Annotated in this window: 13 protein-coding genes; 2 read left to right on the forward strand and 11 right to left on the reverse strand. The window is 32.5% G+C overall.

The window, feature by feature from the left end:
* Positions 1-59: 59 nt before the first annotated feature.
* Positions 60-2,444, reverse strand: coding sequence for a CHC2 zinc finger domain-containing protein (locus AWN65_RS14675; RefSeq protein ID WP_081078457.1), 2,385 nt, complete (start codon positions 2,442-2,444; stop codon positions 60-62).
* A 152-nt stretch (positions 2,445-2,596) separates the two neighbouring features.
* Between AWN65_RS14675 and AWN65_RS13600 the strand changes: the two genes are divergently transcribed.
* A complete protein-coding gene (locus tag AWN65_RS13600) occupies positions 2,597-2,929 on the forward strand; it encodes a helix-turn-helix domain-containing protein (RefSeq protein ID WP_060383632.1) in 333 nt (110 codons plus the stop codon).
* Positions 2,930-3,178: 249 nt separating this feature from the next.
* Here the strand turns inward: AWN65_RS13600 and AWN65_RS13605 are convergent, their stop codons facing one another.
* From AWN65_RS13605 to AWN65_RS14680, 5 genes are all read right to left on the reverse strand, one after another.
* Positions 3,179-3,613 carry a hypothetical protein gene (locus AWN65_RS13605; RefSeq protein WP_060383633.1) on the reverse strand — a complete coding sequence of 145 codons (435 nt, stop codon included), beginning with the start codon at positions 3,611-3,613 and terminating at the stop codon, positions 3,179-3,181.
* A gap of 8 nt (positions 3,614-3,621) precedes the next feature.
* Entirely contained in the window at positions 3,622-4,164 is a 543-nt protein-coding gene (locus AWN65_RS13610; protein WP_060383634.1) for an HNH/ENDO VII family nuclease, read from the reverse strand.
* A 992-nt stretch (positions 4,165-5,156) separates the two neighbouring features.
* A complete protein-coding gene (locus AWN65_RS13620; protein WP_060383626.1) occupies positions 5,157-5,975 on the reverse strand; it encodes a tyrosine-type recombinase/integrase in 819 nt (272 codons plus the stop codon).
* Positions 5,975-6,802, reverse strand: coding sequence for a tyrosine-type recombinase/integrase (locus AWN65_RS13625; protein ID WP_060383627.1), 828 nt, complete (start codon positions 6,800-6,802; stop codon positions 5,975-5,977). The genes AWN65_RS13620 and AWN65_RS13625 overlap by 1 nt, the downstream gene beginning before the upstream one ends.
* Before the next feature lie 120 nt (positions 6,803-6,922).
* Complete coding sequence (locus tag AWN65_RS14680) at positions 6,923-9,292, reverse strand: CHC2 zinc finger domain-containing protein (protein WP_063743522.1); 2,370 nt, start codon at positions 9,290-9,292, stop codon at positions 6,923-6,925.
* Between the two features lie 134 nt (positions 9,293-9,426).
* Between AWN65_RS14680 and AWN65_RS13635 the strand changes: the two genes are divergently transcribed.
* Complete coding sequence (locus tag AWN65_RS13635) at positions 9,427-9,792, forward strand: helix-turn-helix domain-containing protein (RefSeq protein WP_060383628.1); 366 nt, start codon at positions 9,427-9,429, stop codon at positions 9,790-9,792.
* Positions 9,793-9,948: 156 nt separating this feature from the next.
* Here AWN65_RS13635 and AWN65_RS13640 read toward each other — a convergent pair whose 3' ends face one another.
* The 5 genes from AWN65_RS13640 to AWN65_RS13660 form a co-directional block, all read right to left on the reverse strand.
* Positions 9,949-10,230 (reverse strand): DUF6881 domain-containing protein, encoded by a 282-nt coding sequence (locus AWN65_RS13640; protein WP_060383629.1) that lies wholly within the window; start codon positions 10,228-10,230, stop codon positions 9,949-9,951.
* 10 nt (positions 10,231-10,240) lie between these two features.
* Positions 10,241-11,005, reverse strand: a complete 765-nt coding sequence (locus AWN65_RS15375; protein WP_335338731.1) for an HYD1 signature containing ADP-ribosyltransferase family protein — start codon at positions 11,003-11,005, stop codon at positions 10,241-10,243.
* A 262-nt stretch (positions 11,006-11,267) separates the two neighbouring features.
* Complete coding sequence (locus AWN65_RS13650; RefSeq protein ID WP_060383636.1) at positions 11,268-11,819, reverse strand: DUF6707 family protein; 552 nt, start codon at positions 11,817-11,819, stop codon at positions 11,268-11,270.
* A gap of 1 nt (position 11,820) precedes the next feature.
* Positions 11,821-12,516 carry an RHS repeat-associated core domain-containing protein gene (locus AWN65_RS15390; protein ID WP_335338732.1) on the reverse strand — a complete coding sequence of 232 codons (696 nt, stop codon included), beginning with the start codon at positions 12,514-12,516 and terminating at the stop codon, positions 11,821-11,823.
* Positions 12,517-12,851: 335 nt separating this feature from the next.
* Entirely contained in the window at positions 12,852-13,217 is a 366-nt protein-coding gene (locus tag AWN65_RS13660) for a hypothetical protein (protein ID WP_158447622.1), read from the reverse strand.

Consider the following 13,217-nt stretch of genomic DNA (forward strand, 5'->3'; position numbering starts at 1 on the left):
TACACTTATTTTATCGGCTCATTATAGGTATATTCTAGGCTCACTTTAGACTCATTTTACTACTCTTTTAACTTACCTAACATTGTTTGTAATTGTTCTTCGCTCAATGTTTTAAAGTTGTCCCAATGGGCTATTTTGTATTGATTGCCTTTGCCCATTTTACCAATTTTTGATAAATATTCACAAGATACTAAATCAGTTAAATATCGGTTTATTTGCGCTTTACTTAGTGTATAATGGTCTTTAATGTCGAAGCGTGTAAATTTTACATCTTCTTTTTTCTTGTCTTCTTTTTTAGCCTTTTTTTCTGCAAACTTTTTTAAGGATTCGTAAAAGGTTCTGACTTTCCCCTCCAGTTCATCCATTTTTAATATAATACTGTTTTTCATTAATAATAAACCATTGATTACGTCTTCTTTCTCTGCGATTAATTGCCCTTGTGGGGTTTTGTTTCTTTGATACTGATTCAGTAGTACTATTTGATTGATTACCCCCATTACTATATCGTGCATTCGGGTGGGTTTGTGTACATTCTCGGGCAGTTCCACGAGGTTTGCATAAGGGTTTATCACTTCATAGACTTGTAATAATTTGATACATTCTCTTAAAAATAGCCTTATTTGTTCTTGCTCTTGTTTGTTGATTTCGCCTTGATAGACTTTGTTTTTATACTCAATGATTCGTTTGGTTTGTTCCTTGGATTCATCGACTGATAACACTATAATTCTACTCATATTATCCTCGTAGAGTTCGCCTTTGGTGGTGGCTGATAAACTGGCAAAAGATACTTCTACCTCTTTTATTTTACCGTCGGCATTGCCTTTTTTGTCTTTGATAGAAGTGGAGGACGATAATTTTTTATTAGAGATCATTTCACGCACTGCCATTAAAGCCTCTTCTTTTAGTCCGTCCATATCCTCAAAAACTACCAACTTATACATAAACTCTCCATTTTTATAATTGTACAAACTACTTTCTGTAACTCGGGTTAAGTAAATGACATCTTCGGGCGGTATGAGTGATGCTATTTGTTTGATGGTGTGAGTTTTGCCACTTCCTGAACTTCCTTGATATAATACGTGTAAATTGTAATTCATTTTATAGGTAGTTGCCGTTACATATTGCAATAGCCTGTTATCTTCTTCCCCTACAATGCCTATTTTTCCTAGTAAGTCGTTAGTATTGTGTAGTAAATTAGGGGTTTTTAAAAAGTCGAGGGGTTTTGTGTTTTTAGCCACAGATTTTAAGGATTTTACTATTGCCTTTTCATATAAGATTGCTTTGCTTTGTTCCTCGCAACTCCTCGCAATGACAGCCTTTCTTTTCTCCAATAGTTCCATAAAAATTTCTTTTTCATAAGCGACTAAAAGGCTGTTTACATCCTCATTTTCGGGGGTTTCAACTCGGGTAAGCCCCCTAACCCCCAAAGGGGGAATAAGAGCGAGTAATTCCTTTGCGTATTTTGCTATCGCTGTGCTTCCTGCTTTGTCTCCGTCAAAGAAAAATATAATTTCCTCCAGTTCTTTTAGGTTTTTGATGGCTTCTAAATGTTCTGGAGTTAAGCCGTTTGTACCATAGCATGCAAGAGCCCCCCAACCCCCAAAGGGGGAGTTAGGGTCGTTGAGTATCGTCAATAAACTAGCACAATCGATGATGGCTTCGGTTAAAATGAGTTTTTTGGTTTCGGGTTTTGGATAATTTGGATATAAGCCCTGACGGTTTTTTAAATAAAAATGTTTGCCGTTTTTTTCGTCTATGCTTCTTAAATAATAGCTTACGATTTGATTTTTGTTATTTCGCAATGGAAAAGCAATACTTTTATTGGCAAAGACTTGATAGGTTACTGCTTCGCCTGTTTGATTGTTCATTCTATTTAAAGGGGTTAGCATCCCTACTTCTAAAGCGTCTTGTATCATTTCCTTTTTTGCTTGTTCGGGGTTTGGTTCGTTTTCAAAACGTCCTGCGTGGTGGAACTGCCCCGAATTAAAACCGACTAATCCTCTTTTTTCTAGTAATGCGGTTAAGTTTCTGCTTTCTAAATACTCTTTTGCTGGCGGACTCATATACACCGCTTTTGTAAAAGTGTCGAAGATTTTTTCTAAAAATTCAATTCGTTTTTCTTGATCCATTGGTTTTGTGATTATTGGTTTGTTTTTTATTTCGGGTGGATTCCCTGCAAGTGCTGTACATTTTATAAGGGCTTCGTGTTTTGAGAAAGCCTGTCCGCCTGTGGCGGATTCAAAGTCCTGGACAAATTGGATTTGGTCGCCTTTTGCTCCGCAAGCGTGGCATTTGTAAAAATCTTTTTGCAAATTGACTTGTAATGAAGCTGTTTTGTCATCGTGAAAAGGACAGCACAACATTTTGTTTTTGTTTGGTTGTAAGTTGTAATGCTGGAGTACTTGGCTTAAACTTAAAGTTTGTTTGATGTCGTTGATTTGCATTTTTTAGATTGTTGAAAAAAGTTTTAACATACATATATGTCGCAAATCTATAAAATTTGTATAACACAACCAAACATTAGTTATTTTTTTACTACATTTTTTAATTATATATTTGCTAAATACTTGCATTTACTGTATTAAATCATACAAATATGACTTTTGGAGAACGACTAACATTAGTAAGAAAGAAAAAAAATATGTCTCAATTAGACGTAGGTAAAAAAGTTGGTATAAATGGAGATGCTTATGGGAGATATGAAAGAAATGAAGTAAAACCAACTATCGAAATGGCTGTTAAAATATCTCAAGCATTAGAAGTAAGTTTGGACTTTTTAACTGGAAATTCAGACATAGAACTCGACAAAGCAACTCTTGACAGAGTACAAGAAATAACAAAGCTATCAGACAAAGACAAAGATTATATTTTTGTTACTCTTGATGCTTTAATACGAGATTTTAAAAATAAACAAGCATACATGAGATAATAATTTTAACTATTTTTCATATTTACATTTTTATTAAAACAATAAAAGCCGTCAAAAATGACAGCTTTTTTACTTTTATAATTTCTATCGTTTAAAAATCACTTTTCTGTAATATTCTTATTCTCAAACACTTCCCTTATAAGGAACTCTTTTTTCTAAAAAGATCGTAGAAGTAGCAGAGCAAGAAGTAAACTACAAACTATTTTAAAATAAAAAGCTGTCAATCGACAGCTTTTTATTTTTATAAATTTAATTAAGTTTAAAAAAGTATTCTAAAAATTCATTAAACGTATTCCATTTTTTATCATAATAATCATCATTTGATAATTGTTTCATATTTTTTGCTTCTATTAATTTTACACTATCATCCTCAATATTATATAGTAAATAATCGTCTAGCTCTAAATTATATAAAGAAAAATATTTAGAATTTAAATTATCTTGATTTCTTAAATGTTGTGTAATACTATTTTCAAAGTCGATTAAATCATTAGCTACATCCATTATAAAACCTTCTTTTCCTGAATATTCATCACTATATTTAATCATAAAGTCCAAAAAACTTGAATTTATTTCATCATTAAAACCTAATTTTTTTAGATTTTGCTCGTGCTTAATTTGAAACTCTTTAGAAGTCAAATCGGCATTTTTCTTTAAATACTTTAAAATTTTTTCCGATAACATAAAATTGATTATTTACATTTGATTTTTGCTTTTCTACTTGCTTTTTCAGCTTTTGCTCTATTTCTCCAATATGCCCCTCTATCAGTATCAAAAGCATCCCTATCAACTGGAAAATGTGGGTGTTGACCAGTACCATCAACCTTATATGGATGTAAAGCATTTGATCTATCAAATTGCTTATGCATTGAATCAGACACCTCAAATAATGGACCTTGAGCATTTTGTTTAGAATGATGAAGATTAATAGATCTACCATCATTTCCAAGTGGGGCAACCCCTTTTGATGCTCTTTGTAAATTTGTTCTTCCTTTATCATCTATTTTATCCCAATCAATATTTTGCTGATATACTGTATAAGTGTTCCCAGTTCCTGAAGATGGAGCAGTCCATTGAATAGGATTAAACATATTCAATCCAAACGGGTCAACCCACGAATTAGAATCGTGTACATACGCATAAAACGTTGGGTTATTTCCCGCCAGTCCAATCGGGTCTTGAGAGAGATAATACTGCACCACTTTTTGCCCCTCTACAACACACTTTTGAGCCATCGACAGACATCCTTTTGACTCTCGTGGGTACAAGTTCAAAGGTATCAGCAATAGGATTAAAAGCAGTTTTAGCAGTTTCATTATTTCAAAAATAGCTTATTTTTTATTTCATCTGAAAAAAAAAGATTGTTTTTTGATCGATTAAACAAGGCAGATACAAAACTAACTTTGAGTGTTTGCCTTTGGTTTACAGGTGCTTTAGTGTTGTGGTGCTTGTTTTTTTAAACGATTGCTGGGCGATTCATTTGATTTGGAACGATTAACATCCTAAAGCAATCGTTTAAAAAAATGAGCCCTGCGGAGTTTACGGAGCAGTTAACCACTAATCTTACCACGTCTTACCTTTTTAAATTTTTGTGATAAAAACCAAACAAAGATGCGAGGCTAGAAGTCCGTAAGGCGAACTAGACGAGGATTTTGTGCAGGTTTTTGAACAAATAATTTAAAAATGCAAACTCTTGCGAAGCTCCTATTTTCGGGCGGGAGCGTTGGAGAGGGGCTATTTTACATAAATGCCAGTTATAGCTTTCAAGGCGAAGCGAACCCGCAGGGCTTGAACTATAACTGCCAATTATGTAAATATAGCTTTGGGGCGGTTTGAGCCTTGGCAAGCGGTTGTTTTTTTGGTTGGGGAAAGCAAGCGAGTAAAAAAAGGCTTTTTTGTGTGCGAGGGGTTGGGAAAACAAAAAGCCTTTTTTTACTGGCATTGCAGGGGTGGGAAAAACAACGGCTGTGAGGGTGGGGAAAAAACCGCCGGAGCGTTGGGGAGCGTTGGACGGGCGGGTGAAAATACTTGGTGCGAAGCACACCGCTTTTTATATAAAAACAACCAACTAAAATAATTAGTCGGTTGTTTAAGAGGTTTGTTGTTGCAATAGTTCTTTTTCTGCTTTTTCCCTGGTGTTTTGGAGGTTTTCTAAGATAAGTCTTAATTATGACTTTGGCTAAGGATTTGCACCGTTAATAGGCGTTTAGATTTGTTTACCTAAAGTTTATTGTAGTGGATGCAAAAGGTTGATTTTTGCTTTTAGTTCTTCGAACTGGGTAGTTTTATATTGTTGGGTTGTACCGCTTATTTTGTGTCCTGCAAAGACTTGTACTACTCTTACATCGTGCTGTATTAATAAGTTTTTAATGACGCTTTGTCTTATTTTGAGCGGTGTAATTTGTTTTTCTTTTGTTCGAGATTTATTGAGGTATTCGCCAATGTCATTGGTATTGTAGGCTTTGTTGGTTCTTGTGGTAAATAAATAATCTTCTGGCTTTTTTTCTTTGAGGTATTCTATATAATTGATGTATTCTGTACAGAGATAGATTTGATAGGCTTTTAAGGGTAGGGTTCTGTTTTTTAGGGTGATTTCTGCTTTTTCTAGATTGATGTCTTTTACTTTGATGGCTATCAGTTCGCTAGTGGTTAGGGCTTGTTCTATAAGTAAACTCACCATTAGTTTTTTATGTTTGGGGGTTTGTTGGTAATATTCTTCTAATTGTTTGATGGTGTATAAATTTTGGGTTTTTATGGTTTTGTCTATTTTATCTATTAAAATGAGTTTTTTGATAGGATGATCTTTTCTTATTCCACTGTATTGTAAATATCTGTAATATACTTTGATGCTATGAAGATGATTGGCTATGGTTCTGTATTTTTTGTTGCTTTCTCTAAGGATTTTAAGGTAACGTAATATGTCATTTAATGTAGCTTTTTCGTGATTAATGGTGTGCTCTTGGTACTTCTTGATGCAACAGTATAAACTTTTATGATTGGATGGACTAAAGTTGTTTTGGATATATTCTTTTAGAGTCATCATCATTATAATTTTTTGAGTTGGTATTTACTTATTCTTGTATAAATTTCGGTAGTTTCCATTTGGGAGTGTCCTAAAAATGCTTGTACTTGTGGGAGCTGTACGCCGTTCTCCAGTAGATGTGTGGCGATGGAATGACGCAAACCGTGCAGGGTTATTTTTGCTTTTACACTGGCTTTTATGGCTAGTTTTTTTAGGATCATTAAAGCGGTGTATCTTTTTAGTGGGGTGCCTGCTTTGTTGTATAAAATGTGTTGATTTTTTATTGTGGTGTATTTTATGGTTTCTAAATAATTGATTAGGTCCTGGTTTATTTTTTCACTTACTGGGATGACTCTGTATTTGTTGTTTTTGCCTTTTTGAACTGTTACTGTTTTTTGTTGAGTATCGATGTCTTTTACCGTGATTTGTTCCATTTCGAAGGCTCGAAGCCCACAGCCATAGCACAGATGTAAAATGATAGTTTGTTGTAAGTTGGCTTTTGTATAGAGTTGTTTTATTTCTTCTTGGGTGAGTATTTCTCTTTCTGCTTTTGTAGCTTTGGGGAGCTGGAGTTCATAGTAATTAAATGGATTTTTTTTAATGAGTTTTTCTCTTTCTAAGTAACTAAAATAATGTTCTATACTTCTATAATATCCCTGTATGGTGTGAGTATTTAATGCCTTTTGTTGATAATGATTTACGTATTTTTTTAGATCTGAAGGTTTGACTTGTTGGAGTTCTTTTTGAGTGATTCTTATAAAATGGTGGATGTTTCTTATTCGTTGTTCGACAGATAATTTATGGTAACCTAGTATGAGTAATTCTTCTTTATACGATGCTTTATGTATCATTGTCCTACACTGTTTTTTAAAATGATGCGCCGATTACTTTTATTTCTTGTTTTACAGTACTTTACACTTATTTTATCGGCTCATTATAGGTATATTCTAAGCTCACTTTAGACTCATTTATTACTCTTTTAACTTGTCTAACATTACTTGTAATTGTTCTTCGCTCAATGTTTTAAAGTTGTCCCAATGGGCTATTTTGTATTGATTGCCTTTGCCCATTTTACCAATTTTTGATAAATATTCACAAGATACTAAATCGGTTAAATATCGGTTTATTTGTGCTTTGCTTAGCGTGTAATGGTCTTTAATGTCGAAGCGTGTAAATTTTACATCTTCTTTTTTCTTGTCTTCTTTTTTAGCCTTTTTTTCTGCAAACTTTTTTAAGGATTCGTAAAAGGTTCTGACTTTCCCCTCCAGTTCATCCATTTTTAATATAATGCTGTTTTTCATTAATAATAAACCATTGATTACGTCTTCTTTTTCGGCGATTAATTGCCCTTGTGGGGTTTTGTTTCGTTGGTATTGATTCAGTAGTACTATTTGATTGATTACCCCCATTACTATATCGTGCATTCGGGTGGGTTTGTGAACATTCTCGGGCAGTTCCACCAGATTTGCATACGGGTTTATGACTTCATAGACTTGTAATAATTTGATACATTCTCTTAAAAATAGCCTTATTTGTTCTTGTTCTTGTTTGTTGATTTCGCCTTGATAGACTTTGTTTTTATATTCAATGATTCGTTTGGTTTGTTCCTTGGATTCATCGACCGATAACACTATAATTCTACTCATATTATCCTCGTAGAGTTCGCCTTTGGTGGTGGCTGATAGACTGGCAAAAGATACTTCTACCTCTTTTATTTTACCGTCGGCATTGCCTTTTTTGTCTTTGATAGAAGTCGAGGAGGACAATTTTTTATTAGAGATCATTTCACGCACTGCCAGTAAAGCTTCTTCTTTTAGTCCGTCTAAATCTTCAAAAACAATAAGCTTATACATAAATTCTCCATTTTTATAATTGTACAAACTGCTTTCTGTAACCCTAGTTAAATAAATCACATCTTCGGGGGGTATGAGTAAGGCTATTTGTTTGATGGTGTGTGTTTTGCCACTTCCAGAACTTCCTTGATAGAGTACGTGTAAATTATAATTCATTTTATAGGTAGTTGCCGTTACATATTGCAATAGCCTGTTATCTTCTTCTCCTACAATGCCTATTTTTCCTAGTAAGTCGTTAGTATTGTGTAGTAAATTAGGGGTTTTTAAAAAGTCGAGGGGTTTTGTGTTTTTAGCCACAGATTTTAAGGATTTTACTATTGCCTTTTCATATAAGATTGCTTTGCTTTGTTCCTCGCAACTCCTCGCAAGGACAGCCTTTCTTTTCTCCAATAGTTCCATAAAAATTTCTTTTTCATAAGCGACTAAAAGGCTGTTGATGTCCTCATTTTCGGGCGTTTCAACTCGGGTAAGCCCCCTAACCCCCAAAGGGGGAATAAGAGCGAGTAATTCCTTTGCGTATTTTGCTATCGCCGTGCGACCTGCTTTGTCTCCGTCAAAGAAAAATATTACTTCTTCTAATTCTTTTAGGTTTTTGATGGCTTCTAGGTGTTCTGGTGTTAAGCCGTTTGTACCATAGCACGCTAAAAGGCTATAATTATTTGTGATTTCGGGAATGTGTAAAAGGCTGGCACAATCGATAATAGCTTCGGTTAAAATGAGTTTTTTGGTTTCGGGGTTTGGATAATGGGGGAATAATCCTTTTGATTCTTTTAAGTAAAAATGTTTGTAGTTTTTAGTATCGTCGGCTATACGATAATATAAGCCTGTGATTTGATTGGCTTGGTTTCTAAGAGCAAAGACAATGGATTTTAAACCAAATACATTATAAGCCTTTTCGCCTGTTTTAGATAATATATTTGATTCTGATAGTAAACCAAATTCTAACCCCTGGGCGATTACTTCTTTTCGAGCTTCTGCTGGATTGGCTTCGTTTTCAAAGCGTCCTGCGTGATGGAACTGCCCCGAATTAAAACCGACTAAGCCTCTTTTTTCTAGTAATGAAAGTAGATTTCTGCTTTGTAAATAGTCTCTTGCTGGTTGACTTAAATACACTGATTTTATAAAGGTTTCGTATAGTTTTTCTAAAAATTCAATTCGTTTTTCTTGATCCATTGGTTTTGTGGTTATGGGTTGATGTTTTATTTCGGGTGGATTTCCTGCAAGTGCTATACATTTTAAAAGGGCTTCGTGTTTTGAGAAAGCCTGTCCGCCTGTGGCGGATTCAAAGTCCTGGACAAATTGGATTTGGTCGCCTTTTGCTCCGCAAGCGTGGCATTTGTAAAAATCTTTTTGCAAATTGACTTGTAATGAAGCTGTTTTGTCATCGTGAAAAGGACAGCACAACATTTTGTTTTTGTTTGGTTGTAAGTTGTAATGCTGGAGTACTTGGCTTAAACTTAAAGTTTGTTTGATGTCTTGGATGTCCATAAATAAAGGCTTTAAAAAATTTGTGTTTAATTTCACAACAACAAAAATAAAATAAAGTTTTTATTATAACAACTTAATTGTTTTTAAAATTACAACTATTTGCAAATAGTGTTTGTTTTCAATACTTTTGTAGTATGAGTCTAGCTGATAACATAAAAAATATAAGAGAGCAGAAAAATTTCAAGCAAATTGAAGTCGCTAACTATATTGGTGTAGATAAATCTGCTTATTCTAAAATAGAAAAAGGAACTAGAAGCCTAGCTGTTGAAGAGATTGAAAAAATGGCACAACTTTTCAATATGACAATTGACCAAATAATACATTATGATGGTTCAATACCTAAAGAGGTAATTTTAGAAGATAAAACAGAGTTAGAGCAAATAAGACTAATACAACAGCTTGAAGATGAAGACAAGCAAACAATATTTAAACTAGTTGAGAAGATGCTCACTAACAAAAAATTCAAAGACTTTTTCAATAAAAACGTAGCTACTTTATAATAAAAAAGCCGTCAAAAATGACAGCTTTTTTACTTTTATAATTTCTATCGTTTAAAAATCACTTTTTTGTAATATTCTTATTATCAAATACTTCCCTTATAAGGGACTCTTTTTTCTAAAAAGATCGTAGAAGTAGCAGGGGAAAGATAAAATATTCTAAATATTTTTATCCCAAATTTCATAAAACATATCTTTACTCATTTCTATACCCTTTAAAATTTCATTGTCATCAGAATTATTATAATCTTCTATATCATTAAATTTTATTGGTGATAAAAAAGTTCCATTTTCGATGTTTTCAGTAGCATAATTTATTCTCCCATCTGTATAAAATTCCATTTTTTTTATTTCTTCACCTAAAGTATTAACTTCTAAAATATACAAATAAGGGTACTCCTCATTATTTTTATGAATCCATTCTATCTTATAATATCTCATAATTGTTAAATTAACCACAATTCAATTTACCACTATCAACTATTCTATTACTAATATCAAGATTTTGATCGCCTAATATTACAAAAACATCTTTACGATTAAGCCCTTGATGAATTTCTAAACCACTTACATCTATAGCAATGTAATGAGTGAATAAATGTGGATTAGGAACTCTTACAAATGATGCAGCAAGTTGTTTTGAATTTTTTGTTCCTGGAACAATATTTGAAAAATATTGACCATCACCAAGTCTGGCATCTTTAGGATTTAAAGCTTTTATAGAAGGAAAAATTTCTTTACTTTCCAATATTCCTTCATATCCTTTTGCATTTGTATAATGATATAAAGTAGTGCCTTTTGGAGCTGTGCCTAAGTTGACAGTTGGTTCTAATTCAAGTCCAAACGGGTCAACCCACGAATTAGAATCGTGTACATACGCATAGAAAGTCGGGTTATTTCCTTCCAGTCCAATAGGATCTTGAGAGATATAATTTCCAATAGTACAATCGTAATATCGAAACCTGTTGTAATAAAGACCTTCTAATTCGGGGTCTTCATACTGTCCGATTTGTCTAAAAGGAATAAAGTCTGGGGTTAGATTAATAGGCGAGCTAAAATTGCGTAAACCTCCGTAAATATCATAGTCTGTGCTCCATACTAAAGAGCCCTTTTCGTTATAACATTGTAGGGGTCTGCCTATATAATCAGAAATTATACTAAATTGTTCATCTCCTTGTATTTTAGCACTAGGTACAAAGCTGTTTTCTTGGTAAATCCAAGTAACTAAATCCTCTACGGTTTCTTTTTGACTTAGATAAACTTCTCCTAGATCGTTAACAGAAGTTTCTGCCTCCTGCCCTTTTAGATATGTCCACTGGTGTAAAAGAACGTTTCCATCCTAAAAAGATGAAACAACGAACAGACTAAAAACTGTTCGTTGTTTGGTATTTTCAATCTATTATTTTACAACTCTCTTTATAAGGAAAGATTTTTATTACTTTTTATAATAAGAAAGTAAAAAGAGTAAAACAGAAGAATTACGATATTATACTTAAAAGTTGTTGTTTATATTCATTCAGTTTTTTATTAGCCATTTCTGTTGTAAATTCTAAAGAAGCTCCCATTTCGGTAATAACAATAAGTTTCATTATTGAACTTAGTAAGTATGACTGTTCACTTAATAGATCTTTTTCTTTTTTTGCTAAATCAATTTCTTTTTGATACAAAGTTTCACCTGATAATAACCTTAAAAAAGTTCTTTTTTTAACTTGGATTTGTATTTCGTTCCCTTTTTCTAAAACTTTTAAAACTTCATTTTTATAATTAAACTCAGGTAATAAGTATCTGTTTTTTAACATAATTAAAGGTTCAATCCAACTCCATGTGTCATAGTTAATAAATTCAAAAGTATTAAAATCTTCTAATAATAGTTTTAAATTTTCATCATTGAATAAATATAAATAATATGCTAACTTAGTAAAAGGTTCTATAAACTCTGGATTATAATAATCCTTATTCATTAAATTTAGTTCTTTGGCTAAATTTTTAATTATATTAATTTTTGAATCTTTTAATATCTTTTCAAACATTTTAATCTATAATTTTAATTAATACTCTTGTGTCATTTGGATAATCGCTCAATGCACTTCCAACTGCTGAACCAGCTCCCCTGTTATCAGATGGATTGATATAACGTACACTTGCTCCAGATCCACCTTCTTTAAACATTGCCATAGGCCACTCATCTCTGTCAAAACCTTTTTTAGTAGGTATCCCTTTAAGTGATTTTGTTCTCTGAGCAGCAGCGTTTAATCTATCAACTGTTACAATATCAGGGTGACCTTTTTTTATTGCGTCTTCTATATGTTGTGCTGTTTCAGGAAAATCACTTTTTTTGATTGTTGCAACTATATCATGTGTTACACCATCCCCAGCTGTAACCTTAACTTTACAATCTAATCCGAAAATATCAATCCATGCGTTTGTGTTTTTTACGTAAGCATAAAGATTAGGATTACCACCTAATAACCTTATTGGATCTTGACTTAAATACAACCCTGTTTCTGGATTATAATAACGGAATCGGTTATATGCTAACTCAATATCGTGATCATAATATTGTCCTTGATATAAGAACGGAATCAAGTTTTGATCTCCTTCTATTTTACGTGTCTTTCCGTAAATATCAAGTTCTCTTTCCCAAATTAATTTTCCGTTACTATTATAAGCTTGTACAGGAGTTCCTAAATAATCATTTATGATGCTATAAACTTCCTCTCCTAAAATCTTTGCGCTTGGGTTGTAATTATTCGTATCATATACCCACGTAACTAGATTATTAACCTTTTCTTTTTGACTTAAAAAAACTTCTCCTAGATTATTAACAGAAGTTTCATGTTCTTCTCCTTTTTGGTAATCCCACTCATGTAAAAGAACGTTTCCATCCTAAAAAGAGGAAACAACGAACAGTTTTTTAGCCTGTTCGTTGTTTGGTATTTTTAATTTATTATTTCATAACTCTCTTTATAAGGGACTCTTTTTTATAAAAAGATCGTAGGAGTAGCACTGCTCAAAAAAAGTTAGATACTATTTGGAGAGAGTACATATTAGCCTCTTTTTTATTAATCAATTGTAACTAAATAATCTTGGGTAAGTTTATCTTTAAAAAAGAATTTATCAAATTCTATGAAATTGTTTAAAAAATCATTAGTAACTATTTCTTTTTCATATTCTGTAGTTTCAAAAGTGTCATACTTAATACTTATAGCCCAATGATAACTTGGTTCACTAATTAAGAAATAGACATCTCCATAATCTTCAATATCTTGTAAAAAATTACAGAACTTTAGATATGTTTTGTTTTCAGAAAAAGATGAATGAAAAAAATCGGTGATTATCGATATGATATATTCTTTATACAGTTCTCTGTTAAAGATTTTCTTTCTATCATTATCTGTTTCATCAATAAATATAAACTCCTTTAACAT

Source organism: Flavobacterium covae (genome assembly GCF_001534645.1).
Lineage (GTDB): Bacteria > Bacteroidota > Bacteroidia > Flavobacteriales > Flavobacteriaceae > Flavobacterium > Flavobacterium covae.

What these genes read in the sequence shown, in the direction of transcription:
- AWN65_RS14680 (WP_063743522.1), bottom strand. Translation starts at nt 9,292, where the DNA reads ATGGACATCCAAGACATCAAACAAACTTTAAGTTTAAGCCAAGTACTC.
- AWN65_RS13625 (WP_060383627.1), bottom strand. Translation starts at nt 6,802, where the DNA reads ATGATACATAAAGCATCGTATAAAGAAGAATTACTCATACTAGGTTAC.
- AWN65_RS13610 (WP_060383634.1), bottom strand. Translation starts at nt 4,164, where the DNA reads ATGGCTCAAAAGTGTGTTGTAGAGGGGCAAAAAGTGGTGCAGTATTAT.
- AWN65_RS13650 (WP_060383636.1), bottom strand. Translation starts at nt 11,819, where the DNA reads ATGTTTGAAAAGATATTAAAAGATTCAAAAATTAATATAATTAAAAAT.
- AWN65_RS13635 (WP_060383628.1), top strand. Translation starts at nt 9,427, where the DNA reads ATGAGTCTAGCTGATAACATAAAAAATATAAGAGAGCAGAAAAATTTC.
- AWN65_RS13605 (WP_060383633.1), bottom strand. Translation starts at nt 3,613, where the DNA reads ATGTTATCGGAAAAAATTTTAAAGTATTTAAAGAAAAATGCCGATTTG.
- AWN65_RS13660 (WP_158447622.1), bottom strand. Translation starts at nt 13,217, where the DNA reads ATGTTAAAGGAGTTTATATTTATTGATGAAACAGATAATGATAGAAAG.
- AWN65_RS13620 (WP_060383626.1), bottom strand. Translation starts at nt 5,975, where the DNA reads ATGATGATGACTCTAAAAGAATATATCCAAAACAACTTTAGTCCATCC.
- AWN65_RS13600 (WP_060383632.1), top strand. Translation starts at nt 2,597, where the DNA reads ATGACTTTTGGAGAACGACTAACATTAGTAAGAAAGAAAAAAAATATG.
- AWN65_RS14675 (WP_081078457.1), bottom strand. Translation starts at nt 2,444, where the DNA reads ATGCAAATCAACGACATCAAACAAACTTTAAGTTTAAGCCAAGTACTC.
- AWN65_RS13640 (WP_060383629.1), bottom strand. Translation starts at nt 10,230, where the DNA reads ATGAGATATTATAAGATAGAATGGATTCATAAAAATAATGAGGAGTAC.